This window comes from Asanoa siamensis (genome assembly GCF_016862555.1).
Classification (GTDB): domain Bacteria; phylum Actinomycetota; class Actinomycetes; order Mycobacteriales; family Micromonosporaceae; genus Asanoa; species Asanoa siamensis.
This window is the reverse complement of record NZ_BONE01000028.1, coordinates 53,412-80,067: the sequence shown is the minus strand read 5'-3', so window position 1 is coordinate 80,067 and position 26,656 is coordinate 53,412. Positions and strand designations below refer to the sequence as shown.

Here is a 26,656-nt window from a genome sequence, read left to right as displayed (position 1 = left end):
ACATCCACGGGGGAAGATGTCCGGCCTTCATTGAAATGAAACCACAGAGGCGGATCCCGGCACCATCCCCGCCGCGGCTGTCGGAGCTACGCCGGCGAGGCTGCGCTCCAGCAATTCCAGGAAGGCCTCGGCCGGAGTCGACACGGCCGACCCTGCCTCCCGGTCGGCGTGCTGGCCATGTAGCCGCAACGCGAACTCCACGGTGGACCACTCCACACCGGCGCGAACCGCGGCCACGATCTCGGCCTGTTGACGCCGCAGCACCTCCTGGTGCTTACGCCCAAGCCGCGCTCGCAGCGGATCGCCCAGGGCCATCAAGGACAGCCGCTGCTCCAGGGCGAGGGCTTCGCGCCCTGTCGTCAGGAACGTGTTGATCAAACTCGCCGTGCTCACTCGCTTCCGTTCGTCCCCGCGGCGCTGGCCTCGTACGTTGCCAGGACCCTCAGAGCGGAACCACACACCGATCTTCGACCTCCTCCTTAGTCGTGTCCAGCGCCCGCGGTCCGTGGGCACCGGCCACTGCCGTCCAGCGGCCTCGAAGCAATCGAACGCACGTTCGATAGAATCCGGGGGTGGAGTGGGTCCGGGTCTGGGAGGTCACCACCACCTGGCACCGCGCCCTGGACTCTCCCCACGGAACAACCAAACTCGTCGAGCAGGCGCGAACCGCCGCCGAACTGCGCACCCTGGTCATGGCGGCCCGCGCCGACCCGCTTGCCTCCTACAGCCAACGTTCGATCCGTGTCCTCGACGGCGACGCGTCAACTCATTGTCGCAACAAGCACAGGTACTGGGTCCCCCACCTGGACGCGGGCCGACTGGGCGATGTGCCCGTGCGGGGGCCACCACGTCTGGATCTGCCTGGTCGACGGGTGCGGCGACATTCGCGCCGAGCCGGGCATCGCCGATGACTGCCGGCCCGTCCGGCCGCCGCAACTTCAGGCCGATCAGCCGTGGCCCTGACGCCGGCCACACAATCGCCCCGCAATTGGGCCCAGACGGGGCCGTCATCCCGGCAATAGAATCATTGGTCGCCATCACCTATGGATTCGCGCGCGCCACGCGGCCGCGATGAGAGGGCGACATCTGTGACCCGGAACATTTTGATACCCGACGAGGTGCGCGACATCGTTGGAGCGCAACAGGCAGCCGAGATTCTCGAAGGTCCGTGGCCGCCTGGATTTCGCTGTCCCTACTGCGGCCATGAAGACATCTTCGATGACGCGCGTCCTGCTGTCGCGGGTGTCAGGCTCGGACCGCCCGCCCTGGTGTTCTTCGCGCACCTCGCGTGTTCCAAGGAAGGCGTCCTACCAGACTTGGTGCCGGGCATCCCCGCGCCAAGCGAGCTTAGAGCCGGTGAAGCATTTGGCCTCATCGGCAGCAGCGTTGACACCGGGTGGCCATTCGTTTTGATCGAGACGGCGGTCGCCGCCTCAAGCATCGAGGGACCCGAGCCCGTCGACCTGGCCATCGCCGCCTGCATCCGGCAGGGGATGCAGCCCGTCGGGGGCCTCTCCCACATCCCGCCTCACGTCCCGGGGTGGAGGGTCATCCTGCCGAGCACCCGGCGGCCGGGCGTAGTGGTCGAGCCCGGGGGTAGACCTTTTTGGGCCCCCATGGCCGCCGTGCCGGACGGCTGGCCCGAGCTCGCCCAGCGGCACGGAGGCCGCTGCGGCGTTTACGTCGTCAGCCGCGCCGGGTTGAAGCTGATCGTGGCTCACGGCACCGACCAGGACCTGGCCCACGCGATCGCGCTGGCAGGCGACCGCGGACGTATGGCCGGTGTCTCAGCCGACGTAAGGTCTTGAGTATCGGGAAGCATGCACGCCTCGGCGCCGTGCGCGGCGATCTCGTCGAGGCGGCTGCGCGTTGCCGCCTATCCAAAGCTTGCCTGAGCCAGGCGACGCGAAGCCGGCCTGGCGAGGCCCCGACCGCGGCGGAATCGTCGAATTAGACGACGTCGACCACGCCGCTGTCCCGGCCGATCGCATTCGCGGCGGCCAGTACGCGGGCATACGCACGCGTCTGGAGGGCGGAGGGCGTCAGGCACGACGGCCGGGTGGAACATGCGTACGGTCGTCGCTCAGGGGTTACGCCCAGTGCCAGATGCGGCGCCGGTCTCGTATGTCGTTCCAGCGTTCTCGCCGCAGCTGCGAGGAGTCCAGACTGGACGTCACGACGAACGCACCCGTAGCCCGCGCGAGGCACGCAGCATAGTTCGACCAGTCAGCCACCCACCGTTCGGGCAGGTCGCCGGCGAACTGCCGAGCGGTCACATCAACGATGTACGGGCCGCGACGGTGAGCGGGGTTCTCTTCTTCCAGGTCCACGGCCACGGCGCAATGCACAAACGCGATGGTGACCTGCGCGGGATCCGCCCAGCCGGTGATACTGACAGGGGCCGCCGTCACACCCGATGCCGCCAGACGGCGCGCGGTGGCCGGCGCCCAGATCAGGCAGTCACCGTCGACGGGCACGGGCTCTGGAACAGGAAGAGTCGCGACCAGCGGCCCGAGCAACGGGACCTCGATCCTCGGTGCGACCTGCGCGATCAGGGCACGCGCCGCGGGGCTCGGGTCGGCCAGGCTCGCGGCGCCGTGCACGGCTGCTTCCCGGCCCGAGGAGAACAACGGGGCCGGGCTGACGTAGCGGTGGGTGGCAGCGAGATCGTCGGCAGCCATGGTTCCCCACGGTGCGGCCAGCCGTAGTGCCAGCAGCTCGCGCGTGTCGTGGCAGCCTGCCCATCCTGCGCACACCCGCCGCGGCTCGCTGCCATAGCAGACAAGCACCGTGCTGGGCTGCAGAGCGGTGTCCAGGTCGTACGCGGTCAACCGCACGTACTCGTGTCGAGACCACACCCCGGAGGGCACATCGCGCCGGTATGGGCAGGCTGGGCATGGTGACGATGCAGGCCCGCTGATCGATGCGCCACCAGCCATTCACATCCCCCAGGTTTGGCCAGGGTCAGGGCCTTTGCCCGACGCCTGCCAGGCCGATGCTATGGGCAGGGGTGTCACTGAAGTCCATGGGGTCGCCGGGTTCGGGTCGCCAAATGCGGCGGCAACTACACCCACGCCAGGCTCGAAGACGGTCAAAGCACTCGAGGAAGGCCGTGCCTTGCGTCGAGCGAACTGCGTGGTGGGCCGCGGTTGGGGTCCCGCAGGGAGGATCTGCAGAAATTTGGGAGCCCAACTGCCAGCGCGTGTATGGGATGGGTCATGTTGGTCTCGGCCGTTCGGCCAGATCGACGGCAACGGCAAAGCGATTGTGGTGCACAGCCGCGTGGGACAGGCGTGCGCCTTCGAGGCGGTCGAGCACATTCCGGCACATCGCGGTGCGGTGCCGGGCAAGCAGATCAGTTGGCTCAACCACCTCTTCCATCAGGGTCTGGCCGTCCGTGGCTCGACCGCAGGCCATGAGCAGCGAGGCGACGTGCACGTTGACGATCAGCGCGGCTGTATTCTCACGAGGGCTGCCGTAGTGGTTCTTCCACCTCCGCCAGGCGCCTGTGGCCGTCATGGTCCCGTCTGTGCAACTACCGCTCGCGTGCAGGTAAATGCCGAGGGTCAGTTCAGCATGCACGAGACCGTCGACCTTGCGGGTCTCGCGCTGGATGGTGAGCAGCCTGGCGGCGAAGACAATGGCTTCGTGATGAAAGCCGAGTTGGTGGGCGAGCGCGGCGACTGCTTGTAGGGCGGCAGCTCGCCGCGGCGCTCCGGGCGGATCGACTAGCCAGGCACTGTTTTGCGCGTAGCGAGCCCAATGCAAGGCCGCCTCCAGATCAACCCTTCGAAGGGTCGGCGCCCACCTGCTGCAGGCGGGGCGTCCCCATGTCCATGTGTTCACGAGCTGAAGCTCGTACGAGGTGCGTTTCGCTGGCGCCGCGTGTACGGCGCTGGCGGCGTAGAGAAGCGCGAGTTCCATTAGAACCGGGTCCGGACCAACGGTGGTCGGATCAAACTGCGAAAGGCAACGCGCAGCTCGAAGTGCCGCATGCTGGTAGCAGGATCGGCCATACAGAGCGCGAACTGCGTTGAGAGCGCCCTCACTCACACCGTAGGTGGTCAAACTTCCCACCCTTCTCCGGTGAACGCGATGGCGTAGCTTGCGCCCGCTCCTGCCGCAATTGATGACGGAACCGTCACGCCAAGCAAGCTATAGATTTGCTCAAGTCGCCCGCTACTACACAGGTAGCAGTATCGCGGGTCGTCGGCGCGGTGTCTCGCCATGCCAACGCTCTGCCACTGACCCTGCGGTGCCCCTGGGTTCTAGGGCGCCCGGGGTCAGTGTTCACGCAGCGGCGAAATGCCGAAGGCCTCACGCCCCCCGTCGATTCCTGGCCGGCAACACCGGTTCGCGAAAATCGCTGGCCCCACGCGGACCTCGATATCTCAGCGTTGTCAACGATGCCTGTCTCCGACCGGCTTGGTATCGAATCCGAGTGCCAGGGCGGGCGCTGGCTGGGGGCGCGGAGGCGGGCGCTGGCAGCTCGGCGGCGAGCTCGTTGGGCTCAGCCGACGGACACGCCCAGCAGAGTCCTAGGTACTCAGCCGCGACAGCTGCTGCAGCCTTTCGGATTAAGGCGTGTTATGCGAGCTGGCACGTCAGTACTCGAGACGCTAACCAGCCAACGCCCCCGTGCTAGCGCGCAACCGACCAACCCCCGGCGTGAAAGGTGCTCGGTTAATTGGATGCCCCACGAGCGGTGGTTGCCGGACGGTCAGCGCCACCCGCGTCCGAGTTGCTTATCTCAAGCTCAGGCGTCCTCGATCTCCAGGACATCGCCATAAAGAATGCCGTTAGTACCGACATAAGCCTTCGGTTCATACGTAACCACAGGAACTCCCCAATGGAACGAAGCGAGCAAGGCACTCACCACGTCCGCTCGGGTGGGGAAGAGTCTATGAAGTGCGACCCGCCGATCGGATGGCAGGATCGCATCGGCTAGAACCACCAGCGATCCGTGATCCCGGACGGCATGGGCGCCGAGAGCCGTGCCGATACCGGCCGCTTCGAGGTCAGCTGCCGAACCCAGGCACAGCTCCGTGGCGCCGAAGACCTGGCCTAGCTCCTCGGCGCTGAGCAGCATCTCGGCCACACCTATCCGTAGCTGGGCGTAGCCGAGGATCGATGACGTGTCGAGGACGAAGCCGAACGCGGTCACGCGACGTGACGGGCGTCACGATCGTTGGCCGCCGCCCACGCCAAAGCGTCCTCGCGGCGGCGGCCCGACTCGGCGGCGAATCCTGCCTGCGCGGAACGCAAGCGCTCGGTCGCAGCCGATACTCGCTTCGGATCGACGGCGAACCCGTGCGCGGCGAGCACCTCGGCAGTGGTGCGGGGCGTCTGGGCCATGGCTCATTCTACGACACTGAAATGCAGCCAGGTACATCGGTGGCGATGATCGCTTCCAACCCAAACCGACTGCACGAGGGCAAAGGCCGCTGATCTACCCCAGGTTGAAATGAGTCACTTCCATCTAGCGGATGTACTCGGCGTGGCGCAGAAGGCCGCAGAGGGCTGCGGTGACGTGGCGCGGGCAGCAGCGCAGCTTGGCCACGATCTTCCAGGTCTGGGGGTGGCGATCTCGCGTTCGCCGCGAGCGCGGATCTTGGCGTGGGCACGGTAGACGGCCCCTGCCGGTGTGACAGTGTCGGCGGCGGCGTTCGATCGGCTCGGGCGGATGGTGCCGCCAGAATAGCCAGTTGTCGGCGACTTTTATAGCGTTCGCGCTGGTCAGCGCGCCGGCCATTGAGACTGTCAACTAGACCAAACAAATGCGGCTACGGGGCAGCCATATCTGGTTGTCAACGGCAGACTGATGCGCATGCGGATACGAAGCAGGCTCACGGGGCTATTCGCGGTCTCTGCGCTGTCCCTGGCCCTGACAGCATGTGGCAAGACCACCAATCCCTCACCGGCGCCCGCAGGCGCCACCACCACGACGGTCACCGAGGCACCGCCAGCCGATCCGAAAGAGGAACTCGGCGCCGCGGCGCGCAGGCTCAACGAGACGTCCCTGAAGATGACGCTCGAGTCGCCTGGGAGCACGAGCACCGGCAGCCTCGACCCGAAGGCGAAGCTCGGCGAGATGACGATGAAGCTGGACGCCGGTGGCCGCAGCGCCGAAGTCCAGGTACGCACCATCGGAACAGACGGTTACGTCCTGGCCAAGGGCGTGCCAGGCGTGCCGGGCGGCAAGTGGATGAGAATCTCCCTTGATCGACTGGCGGGCTCGACCTTCGACTTGTTCCCCGAGAACGACCCGGTCGGTGTCGGGCGCCTGCTGGGTGCGCTCTCGGACGTCAAAAAGGACGGACCCGGAACGTTCAGCGCGACGATTGACCTGACCAAGACCGCGACCAACAAGAAGGAAGCCGATCGGATGGGTGACGCCTACATGGCGCTGCCCTTCAGCGCGACCGTCGACGGCCACGGCCGGCTGGCCACCACCACTATCGACCTCAGCACCGCGGCAGACGGTGGCGGGAAAAACACGGCACGGTACTTCGATTTCGGCTCGCCGGTCAGCATCGAGCCGCCGCCAGCGAATCAGACAGTGCCCGCACCGGAGACGGTCGTGAAGCTCCTGACCGGGTAACCAGCAAACCAGTTGCGGAAACCAGTGCCAGGAAACCCTCGCTGGCGTCCCGTCCTGCTGGGCTCGCGCGCGAGGCCTTCGGATTTGGTGTTCTGAAGGCCCCGCGCGGTCGTATCAGTGGTGAGTCGTGTGCCCGCTTGTGCGAGGCTGCCAGTTTGTACCCGTCCACACTTCGATCGCGGCTGCGTCGGGCTGCTCCCGGCGGATCTGGGCAACAGCCTCCTCGGTGCTCCAGCTGCAACGGCTGGAATGCCGTAGTACGCATCGGCGACGAGGCGGTCACCCTGTATGACCATCGTGCGAAACGATGTCCGGCCCATGCGCGCGAAGCGGTCGAGATGCTGGCCCGTGAACGTCTCCTCGACCAGCGAACTGAGCACGCTGGACCCGTCAACCGGTTGGCCGTCCCGGTCTCGACATGCCGCAACGAAGGCGGACATCTCGGCGGGCCCAAACTCCGCGGGTCGCACCGGGCACCAACTCGGCGGGTCTCCCTCGCCGGTGTTCTCGACGATACCGACGAGCGTCCCGTCGAGCCGGAGCTCCCCCGAGTACGCCTCGCCGTCATAGGTGAGAGCGACCCGCAGCCGGGTGGAGGGTCAGCCGACGATGCGGCACCGCGAGGCGGGTGTGAGGCAGAACCACCCCTTTCGTGTGGGCGGTGGCGTAGTTCACGGCGCTGACATGGCCTGCCATAGTTCTGCCTCCAAAGTCGCCGAGCATGCCTTATAATGATGCCTGTTTTAGTCCGCGTTCGCCACGTCTACCTGTGGTCCGACCGAAAGGGGTCCCCGATGGCCACCGCCGTGCTCGCCGCCGACAGCACTCAACGCCCTATCCGGCCTGCCAGCGACACGTGTCAGCGTCCGAGCCTTGGACGGTCCGCGCCTCGCGATACAGTGACTTGGTCTGCGGCTGGACTCGTCCGGGGCGGACTTCTGGAAAGCGGCCCGGACCTTGCCGCCACCTCTGATGAGGTGGATGGTCCGGGCCGCACCTCTACTCGAGGAGACGGGTCGGCTGTGGAGCAGCGGATTGTCGACGGGCAGCCGGCGACGGATCGCGCCGGCGCGGCCGAGTACCTCGGGATGCCGGCCGCGACGGTGAGCATGTACTCCTCACCGGGCCAGCGGGCACGGCGCGGGTGGCCCGACCCGCTGCCGGACCGTCTGGACGGCCGGGACTGGTTCGCGATTGCCGCGCTGGACGTCTACCGTGCGCGGCGCAACCCGGATCCGCAGCCGGCGCCGCTCGTCGATGATCCGGACGAGCTGATCGGCCGGGAGCAGTTCGCCAAGCTCCGCGGCGTCAAGGCCGCCACCATGACGAGTTACGTCACCAACTCGCTACCCGATTGGGATCGCGGACAAGACGGATACCTGCCGCTACCGGACGTCACCGAAACCGCGCGTCACGGCAGCACCTACCTCTGGACTCGGCGCCGCGCGCTCGAATGGGTCTTTCCAACCGCTCCCCGGAGGAGCAGCGGTCGACCGCCTGCGGCCCGGACGGTCACCCTCGATGACCTCAAAGCCGTCCTCGCCGCGGCCGGCGCCGACGCCCCCGCCATGAGCCAACGAGCTCTCGCTGCTGCCCTGACCGATCGGATCGGGGCGCCGGTCAGCATCCAGACCGTGAAACGGCTCCGCGCAAAGCAACGCAACAGCGACGCCCAGGCAGCGCACTGACAGAGGGGGCCCGCCCGGCCGCGACCGTGCGGGCCCCTTAGAAATCACTCAGAGACGTGGCGACGGTTGCGCTGCGGCCAACGCCCCCAATTGATGAAGGGCCCGCCCTCGCTCTGCCGCTGCGACGGCACTGGCCTCGGCGCCGGCTTCACATCATCCGGTAGGTCTTCTGCCGCTCCGAACACCAGCAACCCTGACCGGTCGACCACTGCGGTGGCTCTCTCGACCCCCGCCTGCTCGCCAGCGCGTCGGACTGCGGCGGCGACCGGATGCTCCGCCGGATCGGAACCAGGGCGCCACATCGGCCACAAGGGCGGCCCTTCTGGCAGGTACACCGGGTCCGCGCTGACGAAGCCGTGCCGCTGATACAGGGCACGGTTCCTTGGGTTGGTTGCCTCGAGGTAGGCGGCCGTGCCGGTCGAGTCGAGTACGCCCAGATACTCGCGGAGCAGGACGGTGCCGATCCCTTCGCCCTGGCGCTCCGGCTCGACGCCAAGGAACGCCAGGTGATGATGCGGATCCGTTGGGTGGTGCGGTGCGGTGGTCACCATCTTGATGGCGTAACGCTGGAAGTATTCACCGGCCGCCTGCTCGAGGCGGGCCTCGAAGTCGGGGTCGTCGGGGGCTGGCTCCATTGTCGGATACCAAAGCGCGACCGCGGTCAAATCAGCCGTGGTCTGCACGATGCCGTTTTCGAAGGCATGGTCCAGAACGAGGGTGAAGCATCGCTCGTAGACGGCGCGGCGGGTTCCCCGGTCGGCGATCAGCCAGTCACCGATTGGGCTGTCCAGGAAGCTACGCACGAGCACGGCGCGTAGCGCTGGGAGTTCCGCGTGCTCTGCGAGGCGGGTGTACGCAAGGGTGGGTAGCGAGGGCATGAAAGCGATTTCCCTTCAGCGATCTGAGTCAGACACCCACGCGGTGACTGCGCTGCATGTCGAGGCCTGAGTCCGGCGTTGCGGATGTCTCCACGCCGAGCCCGATCCGGGCAAAGATGTCGCTGCGCAGCCATTTGAGGATGGTGGCCCAGATCAGACCGACCGCAGCTATCACCCCGTAGGCCACTGGAAAGCCCCACGCGACTGGGGAGGTCGCGTCGACGTTCAGCAACGATCCGAGGTTCAGGATCGTGATGATCGCCAGGACGGCGAGGAAGATGCCGGCGAGCAGCGGCGCGATGACGCGGCGCCAGACGGGCTCGTCATGAGGCTCGCGACGGAAGAAGCCGATGACGGAAAACGACGTCGCCGCCATCAGGATGAGGACCCCCAGGCCGCCGATCGTCGTCAGCCGGGCGAACATGTTGTCGACTGGATCCAAACCGGCGATCGCGTAGGTCACGATGACGACCAAGCCGAGCGCTGTCTGCGCCAGCGACCCGTACTTCGGCGCGCCGGTCCGCCGAACGATCCGGCCGAACATGGGCGGCAGCACCTGCTCGCGTCCGAGCGCGTAGCTGTAGCGCGCGACGGTGTGGTGGAAGACGAGCAAAGCGGCGAAGAGGCTGGTCAAGAACAGTAGGTGTCCGATGTCCACAAAGGTCTGACCGACGTAGGGCACGACCAGGTTGAACATCAGCTCGGTGCCGTCGGCCTTCGCGCGGCCGACGAATGCCTCTGGCCCGGTGGCCACGGAGATTGCCCATGCGGACAAGCCGTAGAGTAGGCCGACGGCGACGATGGCGATGTAGGTGGCTCGGGCGATGGTGCGCTTAGGGTCGCGCGCTTCCTCCGAGAACACCACGGTGGCCTCGAACCCGACGAACCCGGCGACGGAGACCACCATCACCGCGGCAATCGACGGGTTGAGTAGTTGGCCTGGATCAAGCGCGTCCCATTGCACCGTTCCGCCCGCGGGATGGCTGATCATCACAGCGTCGTAGATCAGCACGATCACGACTTCGGCCAGCAACATCGCGGCCAGCACGCGACCGTTGAGGCTTACGTCCAGAAGGCCAAGTACACCGACGATCGCCCATCCCACGAGCGCACAGACCCACCACGAAACGCCTACCCCGAAGGTATCGAGAACCTGGGCAGCAACGAATCCGAACGCGCCGTACAGGCCCACTTGCATCAGGTTATAGGCCATCACCGCGACGCCCGCGGCGCTGACGCCAAACCTGCGCCCCAGCCCTCGGGTGATGTAGGAGTAGAACGCGCCGGCGTTCACGACGTGTCGGCTCATCGCGACATAGCCAGCGCTGAACACAGCGAGGACGAGAGCGATCACAAGGTAGCCGATGGGTACCGCGATCAGCTCGGTGACGGCAACTGCGGTGACGGCGCCACCGGCGATCACGGTCAGCGGCGCAGCCGCGGCGACCACGAAGAACACCACGCTGGGAACGCCGAGTTTGTTGCGCCGTAGGTGTTCGTTGACGATGGACGGAGAACTCGTTGGCGGCACGGGGCTACTCCGAGGGGTTGAAATGACTGTCCCAGCGCTACATGCGATGGGTTATGGCCTGCGCGCCGATCAGAGACCTGGTCTCGTCCAGCAGGTCGGCAAGCGGTGGCCAGAGGTTGTCGACGATGGATTCGAGGTACTGACGGTCCGAGCGGCGGCCACCGTCTAAGACAATCTCTTGCAGCTCAGCCGCGTGGATCAAGCCAAGAAGGCATGCGTCGAAGGGGTTCAATCGCTCATGGCGGCGCAGGGTGACGCTCAAGCGCGCCCACGACTGCGCGCCGACATTCGGGTCGGATGGCCTCCAGGACCCGGACCTTCGGCCGGGCACGAGGACACCCTCCTTCTTCAATCTGGCGATCACATCATCGCGTGCGGTGGTCGCAAAGAACTCGAGCCACGTACGCAGCGGGTGACGCTCGGTCCAGAAATGCATCCACATGTCACGGGCTAACTGATCTTGCGGTGGCGGGCCGTCGATCGGTGCGACATCCCGACCTTGAATGTGAAGGCGGTTCGCGTACAACAGTTCGGCAAGGAGGGCGGCCGCGAGCGTCACGGCGATTCCACGCTTGTGTAGCCGAGGTTTGCCTGTTCGGTCGTCATGCGCGATCAGATAGGTCTCGCCAGAGAACGTCAGGTCCCGCGACCGCATCGCCATTAGCGTCTCCTCGGTGATGGATTGATCAAGCCATCGGCTGCCGGCGATGTTACGACATGGGACGGCATTGTAGGACACCGAAAGCTCACAAGACTTAACCCTCGATCCATCGCTGTTGCCTAGCACTCAGCTGGCTCGGCCTGCGCCTACGTAGTTCGTCATGACCTCCTTCCCGATCAGCGCGCGCGTCTCGCTGAGCAGATGACGCAGGGGTAGCCAGGAGCCGTCCACAATGGAGAGCATGTGTTCTCGTACATAGCGCGGGGCTCCCTCTAACACGACGGCGTCTAGCTCAGCCGCGTTAATCAAGCCCGCAAGAGCGACATCGAGGGGCTCTAGGCCCTCTCGCGCTCGAAGCAGGGCGGAAAGCCGTGCCCACGACGAGGCCGCAACGCTCGGGTCGGTCGGCCGCCAGATGGTCGTGGTTCCGCGCAGCGTCCTGCCAACCATCGGTGCAATGACCCCGGCATCATGGAGGCGCTTGGTGACATCGTCAACGGCGGTCTCGGACAGGTAAGTCAGCCAGGTGCGGACGGAGTGGCGGTTCGGCCGCTCGACGGAGATCAATTGCCAGACCTGCAGAGCTAGCGAGTCGGTTGGCGGAGTTCGCCCCATTGGGATCAGTTGCTTGCCGTCGATGTAGACGAGGTTGTGGTAAAGCAGCTCCGCGAGCAGCGCAGCGGCGAGGGTTACCTCCAGCGTCCGGCTGCGCAGCCGAGGCCTGCCCGAGTGACCGTCGTGCGCCACGAGGAAGAAGTCTCCGGCAAGACTGATCTGTTCGGGCGGCAGGTCGACAGTCCGTTCAGGCGGGCACAATCCATGCTGGCGACTGCGCGCATACGCTCGAGATACCGGAGCGAGGGATCGGGCGTTTGCTTCCACATCGGCGGCCGTGGCGCTGGCGGTCGCGACGGCGCCAGCACCGTTCCCAGTGTGGCTGTCTGGAACCGTCGTCATTCTTTCGATCGCGGCAGCGATGCTGGCCGCTTGGCCAACTGCTCGTGCGGTCTCTGCTGGCTGACCGTCGCGAAGCGCGGCGATCGTCGCCTCGTTCTCTATCGCGAGCTCCGCGTATCGGCTCAGGGAGCGCAGCCCGTCATGGATCTCGACCACGCGGCGGTCCAGCTGAAATCGCATGTCGGCAATTGAGGGCCGACGCAGGGGCGGACTCAGCACGGCGTACTGATTGACGCGATAGATGGCCGTCCACAGTGGTTCCAGCTGTCGATACAGCAGATAGCGGCTGGGCCAGCCCAGGGCTTCGGTGACATATGGGCCGACGGATGGAACCACAAGACCACCGACCACCGCGCTGACAATGAGGATGGTTAACGCGCTCGACACCGGCGCCTCGGCCCAGGGCGGTTCGACGCCGGCGCCGACGAGCGCGAAGAAGGCGGCCTTGTGCAATCCGTAGGTCCCGCCCAGGACGACGGCCGCAGCTAGCAGCCGCAGCCCCAGGCGCAGGGTCGGCGACGGCACTAGCGGCGCATACCTCACCGGCATGGTCAGCACGCCCGCCGCCCCAAGGAGGCAATACCCGATGAACGCCGCCATATAGATCATTAATTCCGGCGTGTCCGAGTACCGGTTGGCAAGGTGACCAGGATCGTCGACAGCGAACTCGCCGAGGCTAAAGGCGACTCCCATCGCAGCCACGGCGACGAAGAGGATGAGCCACCGCCACAACGCCCGCCTGCGCGCGGTCGCGGGATCTGCGAGGAACAGGAACATCGACTGCATGGCTGCCACCGCGACCAGGGCGAGGGTGTGCGAGAGGTAACGAGCCAGGTTGGGCACACCGCCCCCGTTGGTGATCCACACATGCAATGGGGCCCACGCGAGGAGCACCGCGCCGCCAAGGCTGGAGAGCACGACACAGGCTGCAAGGAGCGCGGGGTTTCGCGAGTCCCGTCGGTACTGGACGGCCTTGTGCGCCGCAGCGGCAAACGCAAGGACCGCCGTGATCAAGGCGAGGGCGTTCACCTCCACCATCTCCGGTCGCCGGCCAAGGTCGCGCTGATTCGATCAATCACTCTGGCGTCGGCATTGTCGCCGGGACGTGGTCGCGGCGCTGGCGTCCAGCGCCCCGCGTACGACCGCAGGTAGGTCGCGAGCGCCTCGGCGTCGCGCTCGTCTTTCGTGGGGTAGCGGCTGGTACGGCCGAGTACGCGTTTCACGACCGCGGGATCGATATGTTCCAGACCGAGGGCCTCCCCCGTAAGGGGAATGAGGCCCACGTGGCCGAGGAGCATGTGGCACACCTCGTGGCATGCAATGTGCCCTGCGAGCACCGGCGGAGCGCTCTGGTCGACGACGATGTAATCGCTCCTGGGGGTGGCCAGCCACAAGCCACAGGTTGGGGCATCCGCGGTGTCGAGACGGAGGACGCGAAGTGGGCGTCCTCTTCGTTCAGCGACAAGCTGACCGAACCTCCAGGGATCAAACGGCGTCGGGATCGTGATCTTCAGCTCACGAAGTAGGGCTTCAAACCGCCGTCTCTGTTGCCCGTCCACCCAAGATCCACTCCCTTATGGCAGGTCGTGCCGCGAGCCTGGTCCCCGGCCCGCAAGGGCAAGGCCGGTGGCGCCACAGTGCGGACATCACGTTCAGTCGATCAAGACGTCACTATGGCGTGACGCGTTGAGGTTCGCAACGCGACACCTTCGCCGGGCCCACGTCAGACCCTCCGCCAGTCCTGTGGCGAGCTCTCGTCACCGTCGGCGTCGTCGAGCCCTTCCATCCGCCGCACCTTCGCCAACATTTCCGCCACGAGCTCGAGGTGCGCCGGGGACACCCCGCGCGCCCTGAGCACGATCTGTTGGACGGCGGGCTCCTGCATGGTGTCGTCCATCAGCTGCTGCACCTGCTCGCGCATCGCGACCGCCTCAGCGAGACGCTGCAGCTCGCCGGCAAATCGCTCGACGTGGGCGTGTTCGCCGAGCAGGTATCCAGGCGTGACGCCGAAGTATGTCGCGATCGCCGTCAGCTGGACCAGTCCGGGGTTTTCCCGTTCCCCGTTGGCCAGCTGGTTGATGTACTGCGCCGACATCACAACGCCCTGCTCGGATTTGATCGCTTCGGCGACCGCCCGGTAGGAGGGGCGAGAGCCCGGCTCGCGCACCGTTTCGAAGAGATAGGTGAGTCGATCCCCCAAGGTGCGCAGGACCGGCGGCCCGTCGCGATTCGTCATCGAAAGACCCCCGGTCTTCTGCTGCTGTCAACTACGTCGACCCCCGCCGTGGAAGGCTATCTCATGCATGGGTTGACAGACAGCGGGTGTTGGGTCCTAAGCTCCAATGCGTCGTCAACTGAGGGTTGTTGATGGCGGGTTACTGAGGATCCGCTCGGTTGACACTGGGGGGCTGGTTCCTCTGGCACCGCGACGCAAGACCCGCCCTCACGCGCGGGGATCTCCGGCGACCCACTTGAGATCCCCGCGTGGGTGGGGCTCCGACGCCTGGTCCGCGCCGGGAGCCGTGACAGCAAACGGGGACCGGCGAAGACGTGCGCGCGGACCGCGCGCTTCGCCAGTGCTGTCACGGCCAACTCGTCCGCGAGGAGAGTGCCGAGCCATGGACCAGAACACGCCCGCAGAGCCGGGCATCCCGTCGGTCGTTGACGCAGCCCGGGTCGGGTCATGATGTACGAGAGCTGCGTCCGCAATGGGCTTTTGTCGCAGCTGTGCCGGACGACAAATAGCCTGCGCGCACATCTTGAGCGAACGGTGCTTCGTGACGAAGACCTGCGCTGGTCGGAGTTCGACGCGCTCGCCCTGATCTGTTCCGAGCCCAATCTCCAGGTTCGCGCGGTCGTCGCCAAGACCGGGACCTCACGCGCGCGGATAGCCGAGATCCTCGCCGTGCTGGTACAGCGCGAGTTCGTCGAGCGGCGCGCTGGATCTGCTGGGCGCGGCGACAGTCTGCGGCCGACGCCCGTGGGCGAGGCGTTCGCCGCACGAGTCGGTCGCCTCATCGGCGACCAGGAGCGGCTCATCTTGGCTGGCGTGCCTGACTCGGTCGAGAGCCTCGTCGAGGATCTCACCTACGTTGCCGACCGGTCCCGGGACCTGGCCGCGCGGGCGCGGACGGCACGGGACGCGGCATGAGCACGATCGCAACGGCGCCGGCCGACCTGTCCCAAGCGATGCTCTGGTCCTCCGATGGTCCTCATCTCGACGCCAAGGTGAACCTCCAGGCCGCTCACCAGAATAAAGGGGACAGGCTCCAGCGCCGCGAGCACGCCCGCTCGGTCATAGCCGGGTTCTGCCAGTTCCTTGACCAGGATCGCCTGACCAGCATCGGGTTCCCCACTGCTTACGACCTGGACGTCACCGATCTGCTCCCCCTCATGGGCTACGTGCTCAACAACATCGGCGATCCCGTGGCTCAGGGTTCGGCGTTCCCGGCGCACACGAAGGCCTTCGAGCGGCAGGTCGTCGACTGGTTTGCGCGGCTGCTGGCCCCCGACCCGCGCAAGGTCTGGGGGTACGTCACTTCAGGCAGCTCCGAAGCCATCGGCTGGGCCCTTCTGCAGGCCCGAAGCCTGTACCCGCACGCGGTGGTCTATCACTCCGCCGACGCACACTTCAGCGTCAGTCGATGGGCCTATACCCTCGGATTGCCTGCCGTCTCGATTCCCACCGACGAGACGGGCGTCCTCGACCTAGCCGCCCTGGACCGCGCCGTTCGCCGCCAAGCCCGACGCCGCCAATGGCAGCCCCCGCAGGTAATCGTCGTCGCGACGATCGGCACCACCATGACCGAGGCGGTTGACGACGTCGCCGCCATCACGGCCATCCTCGACCAGGCCGGCATCACCCGCCGCTACATCCACGCCGACGCCGCGCTCTCCGGCATTCCGCTGGCGCTACTGCCGCCACAGCTTCGTCCACCGTTTGGGCTGGCTGACGTTGACAGCGTCAGCGTCAGCGGTCACAAGTTCTTGGGTGCTCCTATCCCGTCCGGCGTTGTCCTGACCCATCGTGCCCACATGGACGCCGCGGCGCGGCGTATAGCCTACGTCGGGACCACCGCCAACACCCTCCTGAGCTCACGCTCGGGACACGGGCCAGTCATGCTCTGGTACGCACTCCTTATCGAGGGAGAAGAGGGCCTTCGGGCCCGGGCCGATCACGCACGTCGGATCGCCAACTACACCGTCATGCGGCTCCGCGACGTCGGAGTCTGGGCCTGGCGACACCCCCACGCCATGACCGTCGTCCTTGATCGTCCAGCCGACGAGGTCATCCAGCGCTGGCACCTCGCCACCAGTGGATCCATCAGTCACCTGATTTGCATGCCTCGCATCACGACAGCGCAAATCGACGCGTTCTGCGACGACGTCGCTGAATCCGTGCGGCTCCGTCGAAGGAGGGCCGTGCGATGATCACCGTGCCGCTCGCCCCTGGCGATACAGAGCAACCGTCTACCAGCATCCGCGGGCGCCTGCTCGCGGTCCACGACGGTCGGGCGGTCGCCCGCGTCCTTTCGATGACGACAGTCGGCTGGCACTGCCACATCGTGGCCCGCCGCCGGCCGAGCACAGGACCTCGGCAGGAGATCCTCGCCAGTGCTGAGATCCTGATCGCTCGAACGACGATGGCGGTCGATCCGGCAGCTGATCCAGACGGATTCGCGATGGTCTGGCAGGCCAGAGTCACCACGATCTGGCAGGGGGGCCACATCGTTGCCCTCGCCAACGTCCTAGCGACCCGGCTTCGTCGCGCCGGGTCCGTCGAACTGGACGGCGATCCGACCGGCAGGGCGGTCCTGCTTGCCACCAACACGCGACCGGTAGGCCTGCGTCGCATGCTGACGCGGTTGACGGCCGCTAGATACCTTGAGCCGGTTCACACGGCGGAGGCGAGCAGCTCTTACCGTCTGCAACTGCCGGAGTGGGCCGCGGTTTCCCCAGGCGCTGGCTCCCAGGTACACCGCAGCGAACCACAGCCCGCGGCGGCAACGCTGCGATGAGACGCCTCAGCCACCGCGCCCGTGGCCGGAACCCTAGCCCTTCCACCTTCCTCAGGGTGCCGCTGCCCGCCGCCATTGCTGCAGCCGACACCGCAGATGAGCCTGCACGACAAGCCGATCACTACACACCCTAGGAGTAAGCGATCATGCATCACACCCAACTGGCGCCAGCGCAGGCCGAGGCTCGGCGTCGGCCGCGCCTGCGGACCGGCGGCGTTCCACGACTTCTCGCCGGCGCCATGGCCCTTCTGCTGGCAGTCGCCGTCGCCGGGTGCAGCGGGTCCGACGACCCGTACGAAGGCTCGGGTGGCAATCCGCCGTTGGTCCAGCGCGGCCTCGGCGATCAGTCGTCAACGCCTACAGGCGCTCCGGGAGGATCGGGTAACGGTTCGAAGTATCCCGGTGCTGAGGACTGCGTCGGGAAATTCGCGCAGGCATGGTCTCAGCCAACGCTCTCGAAAGAGGCATGGCTCGGCCAGGTCAAGCCGTTGGCCGACCCACAGATGAACAAGTACCTCGACACCATCGACCCCCAGATCATCAAGTCCACACAGGTGCAGGGCATGCCCGAGCCGGTCACGATGACGAACCTGATCGCGACTATGAACGTCAAGACCGACGGTGGAACCCTCCGCATCACATGCACCTACTCGGTCGACGGCTGGCGCGCCGCGAGAGTCGACACGCAAGGCAGTTAGTCCAAACCCCGCGACGGCGACCTCACCGGCCGCCGCGGGCCCTCCGCGTGCCGGTTCCACCTGCTCAAGCTGCCGACGGCGCCTGGCACATCGCGCCGGCGCCCGGCCGGGGCTACGGACCATCGCCACCAAAGCCATTCACGACAGCTCAATACGACCACCTCACCACCACAAGGGCTCCGGGGGAACAGCATGTGCGGTATCGCTGGATGGGTCGACCTGACCCGCGACCTCACCAATCGGACTGACGTCATCTCCCTGATGACGAGCGTGCAGAGCCACCGAGGCCCAGACGGTCACGGCACATTCGTCGACACCCACGTCCTCCTCGGACAGCGCCGACTGGCCATCATCGATGCCGACGGGGGCGCCCAGCCGATGTCGAGGATGCCGCTCCACAGGACACCCCCGTCTGGGCGGCCGTTGATTCTGTCACCGCTGGCCCACCGCCTGAAAGCGACCATCGTCTACAACGGCGAGCTCTACAACGCCGACGATCTCCGCGAGCAACTGCGGCCACATGTGCCGCCGTTCCGAACGAGGTCCGACACAGAGGTCGTACTCGCGGCCTACCTGCGGTGGGGAACCGCATTCGTCGACCACCTCGAGGGGATGTTCGCCCTCGCGATCTGGGACCCCCAGAACGGCCGGCTCGTGCTCGCCAGGGACCGGCTCGGAATCAAGCCGCTGTTCTTCGCCCCGGTGGCAGCTGGACTCGCGTTCGCATCCGAGATCAAGGGCTTGCTCGCTCACCCTGAGATCTCGCCGCAGGTCGACGCCGACGGGCTCAACGAGCTGTTTGCCATGTTCCCCTGCCGCTCCCCCGGCTCCGCTGTATTCCGCGGCATTCACGAGCTCGAACCCGCGCACCTGGCGGTAATGGACCACAACGGCATCAACACGTCGCGGTACTGGGCGTTGGAACCGCACGAACACACAGACGACGCCGAGACCTCAGTCGCCACGGTCAGATTCCGACTACAAGAACTGGTCCGCTCCCACCTTGTCGCCGACCGCCCGGTCGCCGCGCTTCTCTCCGGCGGCGTGGATTCCTCCGCGATCGCCGCGCTAGCAGCTGCGGAGTTCGCGGCGAATGGGCAGGGCAAACTTCACAGCTTCACCATCGACTATCTAGGCGGCAGCGCCTCTGGACCGTCGCTCATCCACGTCGACCGCGATGCCCCTTACGCGGACGCGGCCGCAGCACACATCGGCTCAGCGCACCACACCGTGCAGGTCAGCGCCGAGGACCTCGTCGCCGCTGAACGCGCCACACTCCATGCCCTGGACCTGCCCGGCCCCACCAACGTCAACGTCAGTCTGTACCTCCTCTTCCGGGAGGTCTCTGGGACCGCGCCCGTCGTTTTGTCTGGCGAAGGCGCAGACGAGGTCTTCTCGGGATACGGCTGGCACGACGATGTCGCCGACATCAAGCCTCTGGGCTGGCCGTGGTCACGGACATTCGGTTCCCCCGTCGACGTGCTGTCCCGCGAGGCCGACGCCACGATGAGACCGAGGGACTACGAGGCCCAGAAACGCGCCGACGCGCTGCGCGTCGTGCCCCGCGTTCAGGGCGAGCCGTCCATCCTTCGCTGGCGGCGCCAGGCGATTCATCTGACGATCACCCACTATCTACGTTTCCTGCTGGACCGCGCCGACCGGTTGGCGATGGCGTCTGGTGTCGAAACGCGCGTGCCCTTCCTCGACCACCGCCTGCTCGCCTACGTCTACAACGTGCCAGCGGGCACCCGCCGGCTTGGCGGCCATGCGAAGGGCCTGCTCCGCCATGCGGTCGCTGACCTCCTCCCGGAACAGGTCACGTGGCGGGCCAAGAGCGGCTACCCGTCGTCGCACGCCATGAGCGCGTGGCAGGCGACCGTGCGCGAACGCCTTCACGCTGTGATCACCGACCCGACATCGCCAATCCATCCGCTCGTCGACGCGGCTGCGATTCGCCACCTTCTCGCCGGCCGCGCCACCGATTGGCGGAACGAAATGAAACTCGGCTACTTGCTCGACGTGAACACCTGGCTGGCGGACTACCGGGTTTTCATTCGGTGACGGTAGACGAGGACTCCAACGTTCTATATAATGATACCCCGTTAGCATGATCCAGGTCAGCGGACGTCTGAACGAGGCGCATAGGCGTTCATCACCGTAAGCCGCGCATCGGCCGGCATGGGGAGGAGACAACATCATGAGGCGACGCACCGACCGCGCCCGGCTGCTGCTCGTCGCGTCAGCATGTGGAGTGCTGATCACCGGCGCCGCCTGTTCAGATGAGGCTGCGACTCCCGGGCTGGCCGGATCGCCGACGGTGGTGGCACCCAGCGCCACGGAGGATCCAGCCCAGGCTCAGGCGCGCACGGACGTGATGGCTGTCTACAGCTTTTACCGCACGGCCTACCAGGCGGCCGCCAGTAAGGCGGACTTCAAGTCGAAGGAACTGCCGAAGTACGCCGCCGAGCCGCTGCTCGGTCAACTCGTCAACTCGTTCGCGCAGATGAGGGAGGCCGGTGTCGTCAGCCGAGGCGAGTCCATCTGGGATCCGACGGTCGTCGACGTCGACTTGGATGCCAGCCCGGCGATCGTCACGATCGAGGATTGCCGCGACACCACCGCGGTCGTGACCGTCAGCGCAAAGACCGGCAAGCCGATGCCGGCGCCGAGTAACCAGGCGAAGAAGTATGTCGTGGTCAGCAAGGCCAAGAGTGTCAATAACCGGTGGTACATCTTCGAGTCCACCGGCGATCGGAGCCGGCCATGTTGACCCGCCGGATCGGCGCGGTCGCCTCGGCCGTCATCGCCACGGCGGCTTTCGCGCTCGTCTCGGCCGGTCCCGCGTATGCCGACTACTACCAGTGCACGCCCGACGGCGAATACTGCTGGTTAGTGGTGGAGACGCCCGGCGGCCCCGGTGAGGGCGGCGGCGGGGACGACGGCGACCCCAGCGGCGGAAGCACCAATACGTGCGAGTGGCAGGGCCAATGGGTGAGCTGCTTCCAAGAGGGCTTCGGGTGGTTCAACGAGTCCGACGGGTGCTACTACATCCTGGAGTCCCCACAGCCCGCCGCTGGCGACCCCGTGTGGGAGGGCCACGCACCCGGCGACGGGGCCATTTACCGCCAGCGTTGCTTCGGTGACTTCCTGGGCACGCCGGTGTGGCGACAGAGTCCCCCGCCTGGGCAGCCCGGCTCGATCACGCCCGCCCAGCTCGCCGCCCGGGCGATCCGGGCGCTGCCGATGGGCAAACCCCAGATCAGCGTGGCTCCTCAATCCACCGGCCGGGGCCTCGTCGGCCTACCCGTGTGGATGTGGACCGCCCAGACCCCGACGAGTTGGGGCCCCGTCAGCCGGACCGCAGCAGTCCCCGGGCTGGCGGTCACTGCGCGGGCCGAGGTGACCAGGGTTGTCTGGGCTATGGGTGATGGCGGAAGCGTGACCTGCACAACCCCCGGCACGGCGTACCGGCCCGCCTTCGGTGGCGCTCCGTCACCAGATTGCGGCTACCGGTACGAGCGCCCCACTCCCCCCGGCGGCTTGTTCACCGTCACGGCCACTGCCACCTGGACCATCCAGTGGTGGGTCGTCGGGGGCGGCGAGCGCGGTGACGCCACCGCCACCCGCCTGTCGCAAACCACAGTTCAGATCGACGAGTTGCAGGTGGTAACCCGATGAGCCTGACCGCCCCCACCCGCCCAGGCACTGCCAGCCCAACCGGGCCTACGGCGCCGACCGTCGCCCGCGTCCAGCCTCGACGGCGCAGCCCGATGTTGGTCGCGCTCGGCGTGGTTCTGACCGTGCTCGGCACACTCAGCGCCTGGGCGTACACCGCCGCGAGCGGGCCCGCATCGTTCCTGGCGATCGCCCGGCCGGTCGCGGTCGGCGTTCAGGTTGGCGAGGACGACCTGCGCGTGGTCAACGTCAACAAGGCACCAGGCCTGCAGCCGATTCCCGCACGTGATCGGGGCAAATACGTCGGCCGGTACGCGCGGGTCGACCTGGTCCCAGGCACTCTGCTCACCGCGGAACAGATCACGGACACGCCGATCCCCGCGCCCGGCGAGCAGTTGTTCGGCATCGAGCTCAAACCTGCGCAGATGCCGGCCACGCCGCTGCGCCGCGGCGACAAGGTGCTGCTGGTGGTGACCCCAGATCCGCGCGTGGCCGTCGTACCGGACGCCAAGCCCACCAATCAGCCGCCGGCCGCCCCGCAGGCCATCGAGGCGACCGTGGCGAACGTTGGCGCCCCGCAGACCGACGGTCAGGTTGTGGTCGACGTCGTCGTGCCCCGCCGAGATGGGCCGAGCCTCGTGACGCTGTCGGCGCAGAGCCGGTTGGCGCTTTCCGTGTTGCCCCGGAACTGAAGACATGGCCCTGATCGCGATCGCGTCCGCAAAGGGCGCGCCCGGAGTCACTGTCACCAGCCTCGCCCTCACCCTGGCGTGGCCGCGATCGGTCATCCTGGCCGAGTGCGACCCCGCCGGCGGCACCATCCAGGCTGGCTACCTGGCCGGCCAGATGACCGCCGACAAAGGGCTGGCCCGGCTGGCCATCGCCGAGCGGCATGGACGCCTGGGCGCCGACGTCGGCGCCCAGCTGGTCGACCTCGGCGTCGACTCCCAACAGCATCACCGATGGCTTCTGCCCGGCCTCTCCGATCCGGCGCAGGCCGGCAGCGTCACGCCGGCGATGTGGACTCGACTGGGCGGTTATCTGGCCGGGCTCGAGGACAGCGACCCGGCGTTTGACGCCATCGCTGACTGCGGCCGGATCCCGGCGCTCAACGCGCCCCTCGGGCTGATCTACCACGCTGAGGTCGTCCTGCTCGTAGTCGAGCGAACGATGCAGGCCATCTCCTCTGCCCGCCCGCGAGTGCTGATGCTGCAACGCGAACTCGAGCAGCACGGCGTGGGCGTGCTGCGCCTGCTGGTTCGCGGACGTGGCCCGTACAGCAGCAAAGAGATCGCCGAGCAACTGCAGGGGCCTGTGCTCGCCGATCTGCCGCATGACGAACGGACTGCGCGGATTCTCAGCCGCGGGGACGGTACGCCACGTCACAACGCAGACCTGCTGCGCGCGGCCCGATCCATGCAGGAGCCCATCAACCAGCTCATCCAGGTCCGGCGAGAGGCCGCCGTCGAGCTCACGGAGGCCGGACGTGCCCAGTAACACCCCGGTCTTCCAGCCCGGCTGGACACCAGAGCAGCAGGCCAACGGACGACGACCGCGCCGGCTCACGCCCGTCGACCTACCAACCGCAGAGCCCGCGGCGCCTTCGCTGGAGCCTCGTATCTGGGCCCCACCCGCCGAGTCGCCGGAGGCCCCGGTCATCGACGAGGCGTTGGTACGCGACCTACAGGCGTTGGTGAGTGAGCGGGTCGGGACACACCTGCGCGGTCGGGAGACGGGCTACGAGGAGCAGCGCAAGGTCACGATCGAGGTGGCGCGCACCCTGGTGCGTGAGCACGCCGACAACCGCCACGGTGCCGGCGAACACCTACCCGACGGGTTTGAAGAACAGCTGTTCACGGCGATCGTTGCTTATCTGCTCGGTCTCGGGCCGCGACTTCAGGCGTTGGTCGAAGACCCCGAGATCGAGAACATCCAGGTCAACGGGCATGACCGGGTGCGTGTCGAATACGCCGACGGCCGCGTCGACGAGAAGAGCTTCTCGGCGGCAGACAGCGACGACGAACTCATCGACCACTTCCAGCGGTCGGCCTCGCGTACCTCCGCAACCGAGCGGACACTGTCCACCTCCAAGCCGATCCTGCACCTGCGGCTACCGGACGGCGCCCGACTGACGGTGATCTACGTGGTCACGCCACGGCCAGCGGTCGCTATCCGCCGGCACCGGATCCGCAAGGTGTCCTTGGACGACATGGTCGCCCGGCACGCGATGACCGCCGAACTCGCCGCATTCCTCACCGCCGCGGTGCGCGGGTACCTCAACGTGATGATCGCTGGCCTGCCCAACTCCGGTAAGTCGACCCTTTTGCGCGCCATGGCCAGCGGCATACCGCAGGACGAGTGGTTCGCCACCTTGGAGACGGTTTACGAGCTCGGCCTGCACGAGCACGGCACCCATCCGTGGGTCGTACCGTTCGAGGAGCGCGAGGGCCACGGCGAACTCGGACCAGACGGCCGGCCCCAGGGCGAGATCTCGCTCACCGACCTCTTCCCGCACATGCTGCGCATGTCGATGACCCGGGTGATCGTCGGCGAGGTCCGCAGCCAGGAGATCGTGCCCATGTTCGACGCCATGAACACCACCCATGGCAGCCTCAGCACCATCCACGCCCGCCATCCGCACGCCGTGTTCGACCGACTCGCCGAACTGCTCATGCGCTACGGCGCCAGCCGCAACCGGGAGGGCGCCTACCTGACCGTCGCCAACGCGCTTGACCTCGTGGTGTTCGTGAACATGGAGCGCAGGCCCGGAATGGCGCCGCTGAGGTACGTCTCTCACGTCCTGGAAATCAACGGGGTTGCCGAAAACGGGACCATCGCCCGAAGCGAGTTGTTCGCCCCGCCCCAGCCTGGCGCCGTCGCAATGCCCACCCACGTCATGCCCAGCGGCCGGGTCGGCGACGCCCTTGCCTACGGAGGCTTCGACCTGCAACTACTCGGTGGACACCAGCAGTGGGGCGGCCGCTGATGCTGCAGCTCTTGGCCTCGCTCGCCGCCGCCGCCCTCGTCAGCGGGCTCCTTGCGCTCGCCACCGGGATCGTGGGTACCCGACGACCGGCCCGTCCACCGTCGCGGTTCGGGCAAGCCATACGTCGCGTGTGGTTGGGAGACGGGCTGTCTGCCAAGCAACGTCAACGGCGCCAGGCCACGCAGTGGGCCGCCGCCGCCGCGGCGGTGGCGGTCTGGTTCTACACCGGCATCCCGATCGCCGCGCTCATCGCCGCCGTGGCCGTGATCGGTGTGCCGTGGCTGTTCACCGCTGGACGCGAAGAACAGCGGGCCATCGATCGGCTCGTCGCGGTCGAGGTCTGGACCCGGCGCCTTCACGACCTGGTCGGTACCGGCGTCGGCCTTACCCAGGCGATCATCCGAAGCACCCGCGACGCGCCGCCCGCGCTGGCTGACGAACTCAGCGACCTAGCCGCGAACCTGCGTGCTGGCGTTCCCACTAGCGACGCCCTTGACCGGCTCGGTGCCCAGCTCGCGGATGCCAGCGCCGACGAGGTGCTGGTCAGGCTCAAGCTGCACTCCACCGACCGGGGGCCACGTCTCACCGACGTACTGCAGCGGATCAGCGCCGGTATCGCCCAGGAAGTCGAGATGCGGCGCGAGATCTGGGCCGACCGGGCCGACCCCCGCCTGACGACGAAGTTCATGACCGTTCTCTCGGTGGCCACCCTCGTGCTGCTCTTCTCCAACCGGACCTACATGGCGCCGTTCGCAACAGTCCTCGGCCAGCTCGTGCTATTGCTGTCCATCACCGTCTTCATCGGCCTGCTCGTATGGATTCGCCGGCTCAGCCAGCCCACCCGAGTGCCCCGTTTGCTCGCTCCCGCGGACGGAGGTGCGCCGTGAGCACAGGAATCGCCGTAACGATGGTCCTCGGCGGACTCGCCGGCTTCGGTGCCTACCTCGTAGTCCGAGGCGTCCTGCCCACGGTCCCGGCGCTCGGGCCAGCCCTGCAGCGCATGCACCCACCCATGACCAGCACCACGACCACGACCAGCGTCGAGGACGGGCGGCTGGCCCAGTGGGTCGCCACCCGATTCGGCTCCCGACTTCGCCCGCCGCAGCAGGAACTGCAGCTCATCGGACAGAGTGTGGAACGGTACGTGCTCGAGAAGGTCGGATACGCCGCGGTCGGGCTGCTCTTCCCGCCGCTGATGACCCTCATGCTGGCGATGTTCGGCCTCGCGCTGCCGATCGTCATCCCCGCGATCGCGTCCATCGCCCTCGCCGTGCTGCTCTTCCTCCTCGTCGACGTCAGCATCAAGCAGAAGGCCGCCGCGGCCCGCGAGCAGTTCACCCGCGCGGTCGCGGCGTACCTCGACCTGGTCGCCCTTGAGCGCGCCGCCTCCCACGGGCCGGTCGAGTCGTTGGAACGGGCCGCGCGGGTCAGCGACAGCTGGGTGTTCCAGCGAATCCAGGCTGCGCTCGACGGCGCCCGGTTCGCCTCCATCCCGCCCTGGGACGGCCTCAGCCAGGTCGCTGAAGAGATCAACGTGCCGGAGCTCGGCGACGTCGGCGACATCATGCGCCTTTCCGGGACAGAGGGCGCCCAGGTGTACCAGACCTTGATCAGCCGCGCCCAGTCCTTGCGGGTGGCGCTGCGCACCAAAGAGCAGGACCGGGCCAACACCGCGACGACCTGGCTCTACGTACCGACCAGCCTCACCGTGCTCGTGCTGTTCGTGGTGGCCGGCTACCCGTTCCTCATCCGCCTCGTCACCGCCTGAAAGGAGACACCGCATGCCCCTCATCGAGATCCTGGTCGGATACATCCGGGCCCGAGCCGCCGAGGTCAATGACGACCGAGGCGCGACCGCAATCGAATGGGCGATCTTCGCCATCCTGGCCCTCTTGATCGCCGGCCTGGTCGCGGGCGCGATCACCTTGGCCGTCACCAACCGGCTCCCCTCGATCGTCTGACC

27 protein-coding genes are annotated in these 26,656 nt (G+C 67.0%); 16 read left to right on the top strand and 11 right to left on the bottom strand.

Annotated elements, in window-relative coordinates:
- Positions 1–27 precede the first annotated feature (27 nt).
- Positions 28–378, bottom strand: a complete 351-nt coding sequence (locus Asi02nite_RS18720) for a hypothetical protein (protein WP_144023004.1) — start codon at positions 376–378, stop codon at positions 28–30.
- Positions 379–1,088: 710 nt separating this feature from the next.
- Between Asi02nite_RS18720 and Asi02nite_RS18715 the strand changes: the two genes are divergently transcribed.
- Positions 1,089–1,808 carry a transposase gene (locus Asi02nite_RS18715; protein ID WP_144023003.1) on the top strand — a complete coding sequence of 240 codons (720 nt, stop codon included), beginning with the start codon at positions 1,089–1,091 and terminating at the stop codon, positions 1,806–1,808.
- 282 nt (positions 1,809–2,090) lie between these two features.
- Here Asi02nite_RS18715 and Asi02nite_RS18710 read toward each other — a convergent pair whose 3' ends face one another.
- The 4 genes from Asi02nite_RS18710 to Asi02nite_RS18695 form a co-directional block, all read right to left on the bottom strand.
- Positions 2,091–2,939, bottom strand: a complete 849-nt coding sequence (locus Asi02nite_RS18710) for a DUF6283 family protein (RefSeq protein ID WP_239126810.1) — start codon at positions 2,937–2,939, stop codon at positions 2,091–2,093.
- Between the two features lie 277 nt (positions 2,940–3,216).
- Positions 3,217–4,068: a hypothetical protein gene (locus tag Asi02nite_RS18705; protein WP_144023002.1), complete on the bottom strand. Its 852-nt coding sequence runs from the start codon at positions 4,066–4,068 to the stop codon at positions 3,217–3,219.
- A 688-nt stretch (positions 4,069–4,756) separates the two neighbouring features.
- Complete coding sequence (locus Asi02nite_RS18700; protein WP_203714625.1) at positions 4,757–5,164, bottom strand: hypothetical protein; 408 nt, start codon at positions 5,162–5,164, stop codon at positions 4,757–4,759.
- Positions 5,161–5,355 (bottom strand): hypothetical protein, encoded by a 195-nt coding sequence (locus Asi02nite_RS18695; RefSeq protein ID WP_089255408.1) that lies wholly within the window; start codon positions 5,353–5,355, stop codon positions 5,161–5,163. The genes Asi02nite_RS18700 and Asi02nite_RS18695 overlap by 4 nt, the downstream gene beginning before the upstream one ends.
- Positions 5,356–5,827: 472 nt before the next feature.
- Between Asi02nite_RS18695 and Asi02nite_RS18690 the strand changes: the two genes are divergently transcribed.
- Together Asi02nite_RS18690 and Asi02nite_RS18685 are read left to right on the top strand one after the other, a co-directional pair.
- Positions 5,828–6,601: a hypothetical protein gene (locus Asi02nite_RS18690; protein ID WP_144022952.1), complete on the top strand. Its 774-nt coding sequence runs from the start codon at positions 5,828–5,830 to the stop codon at positions 6,599–6,601.
- A gap of 1,022 nt (positions 6,602–7,623) precedes the next feature.
- Positions 7,624–8,289 carry a hypothetical protein gene (locus Asi02nite_RS18685; RefSeq protein WP_089255406.1) on the top strand — a complete coding sequence of 222 codons (666 nt, stop codon included), beginning with the start codon at positions 7,624–7,626 and terminating at the stop codon, positions 8,287–8,289.
- 44 nt (positions 8,290–8,333) lie between these two features.
- Here Asi02nite_RS18685 and Asi02nite_RS18680 read toward each other — a convergent pair whose 3' ends face one another.
- From Asi02nite_RS18680 to Asi02nite_RS18655, 6 genes are all read right to left on the bottom strand, one after another.
- Positions 8,334–9,092 (bottom strand): GNAT family N-acetyltransferase, encoded by a 759-nt coding sequence (locus tag Asi02nite_RS18680; protein WP_179266559.1) that lies wholly within the window; start codon positions 9,090–9,092, stop codon positions 8,334–8,336.
- Between the two features lie 103 nt (positions 9,093–9,195).
- A complete protein-coding gene (locus Asi02nite_RS18675; protein WP_373312282.1) occupies positions 9,196–10,698 on the bottom strand; it encodes an APC family permease in 1,503 nt (500 codons plus the stop codon).
- A gap of 37 nt (positions 10,699–10,735) precedes the next feature.
- The gene (locus Asi02nite_RS18670; RefSeq protein ID WP_144022951.1) at positions 10,736–11,437 is read right to left on the bottom strand and encodes a GOLPH3/VPS74 family protein; all 702 of its coding nucleotides are present in this window, start codon (positions 11,435–11,437) and stop codon (positions 10,736–10,738) included.
- Between the two features lie 48 nt (positions 11,438–11,485).
- Positions 11,486–13,345: a GOLPH3/VPS74 family protein gene (locus tag Asi02nite_RS18665; RefSeq protein ID WP_179266558.1), complete on the bottom strand. Its 1,860-nt coding sequence runs from the start codon at positions 13,343–13,345 to the stop codon at positions 11,486–11,488.
- Positions 13,342–13,875, bottom strand: a complete 534-nt coding sequence (locus tag Asi02nite_RS18660) for a hypothetical protein (protein ID WP_144022950.1) — start codon at positions 13,873–13,875, stop codon at positions 13,342–13,344. The genes Asi02nite_RS18665 and Asi02nite_RS18660 overlap by 4 nt, the downstream gene beginning before the upstream one ends.
- 164 nt (positions 13,876–14,039) lie before the next feature.
- Complete coding sequence (locus Asi02nite_RS18655; protein WP_089255400.1) at positions 14,040–14,552, bottom strand: helix-turn-helix transcriptional regulator; 513 nt, start codon at positions 14,550–14,552, stop codon at positions 14,040–14,042.
- 447 nt (positions 14,553–14,999) lie between these two features.
- Between Asi02nite_RS18655 and Asi02nite_RS18650 the strand changes: the two genes are divergently transcribed.
- From Asi02nite_RS18650 to Asi02nite_RS18590, 13 genes are all read left to right on the top strand, one after another.
- Entirely contained in the window at positions 15,000–15,467 is a 468-nt protein-coding gene (locus Asi02nite_RS18650) for a MarR family winged helix-turn-helix transcriptional regulator (RefSeq protein ID WP_089255399.1), read from the top strand.
- Positions 15,464–16,747 carry a histidine decarboxylase gene (locus Asi02nite_RS18645; RefSeq protein ID WP_089255398.1) on the top strand — a complete coding sequence of 428 codons (1,284 nt, stop codon included), beginning with the start codon at positions 15,464–15,466 and terminating at the stop codon, positions 16,745–16,747. The genes Asi02nite_RS18650 and Asi02nite_RS18645 overlap by 4 nt, the downstream gene beginning before the upstream one ends.
- A complete protein-coding gene (locus Asi02nite_RS18640; RefSeq protein ID WP_089255397.1) occupies positions 16,744–17,334 on the top strand; it encodes a hypothetical protein in 591 nt (196 codons plus the stop codon). The genes Asi02nite_RS18645 and Asi02nite_RS18640 overlap by 4 nt, the downstream gene beginning before the upstream one ends.
- Positions 17,335–17,480: 146 nt before the next feature.
- Positions 17,481–18,032: a hypothetical protein gene (locus Asi02nite_RS18635; protein WP_144022949.1), complete on the top strand. Its 552-nt coding sequence runs from the start codon at positions 17,481–17,483 to the stop codon at positions 18,030–18,032.
- 192 nt (positions 18,033–18,224) lie between these two features.
- Positions 18,225–20,093, top strand: coding sequence for an asparagine synthase (glutamine-hydrolyzing) (gene asnB / locus Asi02nite_RS18630; protein WP_505605805.1), 1,869 nt, complete (start codon positions 18,225–18,227; stop codon positions 20,091–20,093).
- Positions 20,094–20,229: 136 nt separating this feature from the next.
- Positions 20,230–20,802: a hypothetical protein gene (locus Asi02nite_RS18625; protein WP_144022948.1), complete on the top strand. Its 573-nt coding sequence runs from the start codon at positions 20,230–20,232 to the stop codon at positions 20,800–20,802.
- On the top strand, positions 20,796–21,710 hold the full coding sequence (locus Asi02nite_RS18620; protein WP_089255393.1) for a hypothetical protein: 915 nt from the start codon (positions 20,796–20,798) through the stop codon (positions 21,708–21,710). Before Asi02nite_RS18625 ends, Asi02nite_RS18620 begins: the two co-directional genes overlap by 7 nt.
- A gap of 92 nt (positions 21,711–21,802) precedes the next feature.
- Complete coding sequence (locus Asi02nite_RS18615) at positions 21,803–22,399, top strand: SAF domain-containing protein (protein ID WP_203714622.1); 597 nt, start codon at positions 21,803–21,805, stop codon at positions 22,397–22,399.
- 4 nt (positions 22,400–22,403) lie between these two features.
- Positions 22,404–23,204: a CpaE/TadZ family protein gene (locus Asi02nite_RS18610; RefSeq protein WP_179266555.1), complete on the top strand. Its 801-nt coding sequence runs from the start codon at positions 22,404–22,406 to the stop codon at positions 23,202–23,204.
- A gap of 196 nt (positions 23,205–23,400) precedes the next feature.
- Positions 23,401–24,693, top strand: a complete 1,293-nt coding sequence (locus Asi02nite_RS18605; protein WP_203714621.1) for a TadA family conjugal transfer-associated ATPase — start codon at positions 23,401–23,403, stop codon at positions 24,691–24,693.
- Complete coding sequence (locus Asi02nite_RS18600; RefSeq protein ID WP_144022947.1) at positions 24,693–25,580, top strand: type II secretion system F family protein; 888 nt, start codon at positions 24,693–24,695, stop codon at positions 25,578–25,580. Before Asi02nite_RS18605 ends, Asi02nite_RS18600 begins: the two co-directional genes overlap by 1 nt.
- Positions 25,577–26,461 carry a type II secretion system F family protein gene (locus Asi02nite_RS18595; RefSeq protein WP_179266553.1) on the top strand — a complete coding sequence of 295 codons (885 nt, stop codon included), beginning with the start codon at positions 25,577–25,579 and terminating at the stop codon, positions 26,459–26,461. The genes Asi02nite_RS18600 and Asi02nite_RS18595 overlap by 4 nt, the downstream gene beginning before the upstream one ends.
- A gap of 13 nt (positions 26,462–26,474) precedes the next feature.
- Entirely contained in the window at positions 26,475–26,654 is a 180-nt protein-coding gene (locus tag Asi02nite_RS18590; protein ID WP_089255388.1) for a hypothetical protein, read from the top strand.
- Positions 26,655–26,656 lie beyond the last annotated feature (2 nt).

Bases quoted from the DNA above. Each gene is read 5' to 3' on its own strand.
- Asi02nite_RS18640 (WP_089255397.1), top strand. From the start codon at position 16,744: ATGATCACCGTGCCGCTCGCCCCTGGCGATACAGAGCAACCGTCTACC.
- Asi02nite_RS18590 (WP_089255388.1), top strand. From the start codon at position 26,475: ATGCCCCTCATCGAGATCCTGGTCGGATACATCCGGGCCCGAGCCGCC.
- Asi02nite_RS18655 (WP_089255400.1), bottom strand. From the start codon at position 14,552: ATGACGAATCGCGACGGGCCGCCGGTCCTGCGCACCTTGGGGGATCGA.
- Asi02nite_RS18625 (WP_144022948.1), top strand. From the start codon at position 20,230: ATGAGGCGACGCACCGACCGCGCCCGGCTGCTGCTCGTCGCGTCAGCA.
- Asi02nite_RS18695 (WP_089255408.1), bottom strand. From the start codon at position 5,355: ATGGCCCAGACGCCCCGCACCACTGCCGAGGTGCTCGCCGCGCACGGG.
- Asi02nite_RS18635 (WP_144022949.1), top strand. From the start codon at position 17,481: ATGCATCACACCCAACTGGCGCCAGCGCAGGCCGAGGCTCGGCGTCGG.
- Asi02nite_RS18600 (WP_144022947.1), top strand. From the start codon at position 24,693: ATGCTGCAGCTCTTGGCCTCGCTCGCCGCCGCCGCCCTCGTCAGCGGG.
- Asi02nite_RS18650 (WP_089255399.1), top strand. From the start codon at position 15,000: ATGATGTACGAGAGCTGCGTCCGCAATGGGCTTTTGTCGCAGCTGTGC.
- Asi02nite_RS18710 (WP_239126810.1), bottom strand. From the start codon at position 2,939: ATGGCTGGTGGCGCATCGATCAGCGGGCCTGCATCGTCACCATGCCCA.
- asnB (WP_505605805.1), top strand. From the start codon at position 18,225: ATGTGCGGTATCGCTGGATGGGTCGACCTGACCCGCGACCTCACCAAT.
- Asi02nite_RS18615 (WP_203714622.1), top strand. From the start codon at position 21,803: ATGTTGGTCGCGCTCGGCGTGGTTCTGACCGTGCTCGGCACACTCAGC.
- Asi02nite_RS18645 (WP_089255398.1), top strand. From the start codon at position 15,464: ATGAGCACGATCGCAACGGCGCCGGCCGACCTGTCCCAAGCGATGCTC.
- Asi02nite_RS18620 (WP_089255393.1), top strand. From the start codon at position 20,796: ATGTTGACCCGCCGGATCGGCGCGGTCGCCTCGGCCGTCATCGCCACG.
- Asi02nite_RS18690 (WP_144022952.1), top strand. From the start codon at position 5,828: ATGCGGATACGAAGCAGGCTCACGGGGCTATTCGCGGTCTCTGCGCTG.
- Asi02nite_RS18610 (WP_179266555.1), top strand. From the start codon at position 22,404: ATGGCCCTGATCGCGATCGCGTCCGCAAAGGGCGCGCCCGGAGTCACT.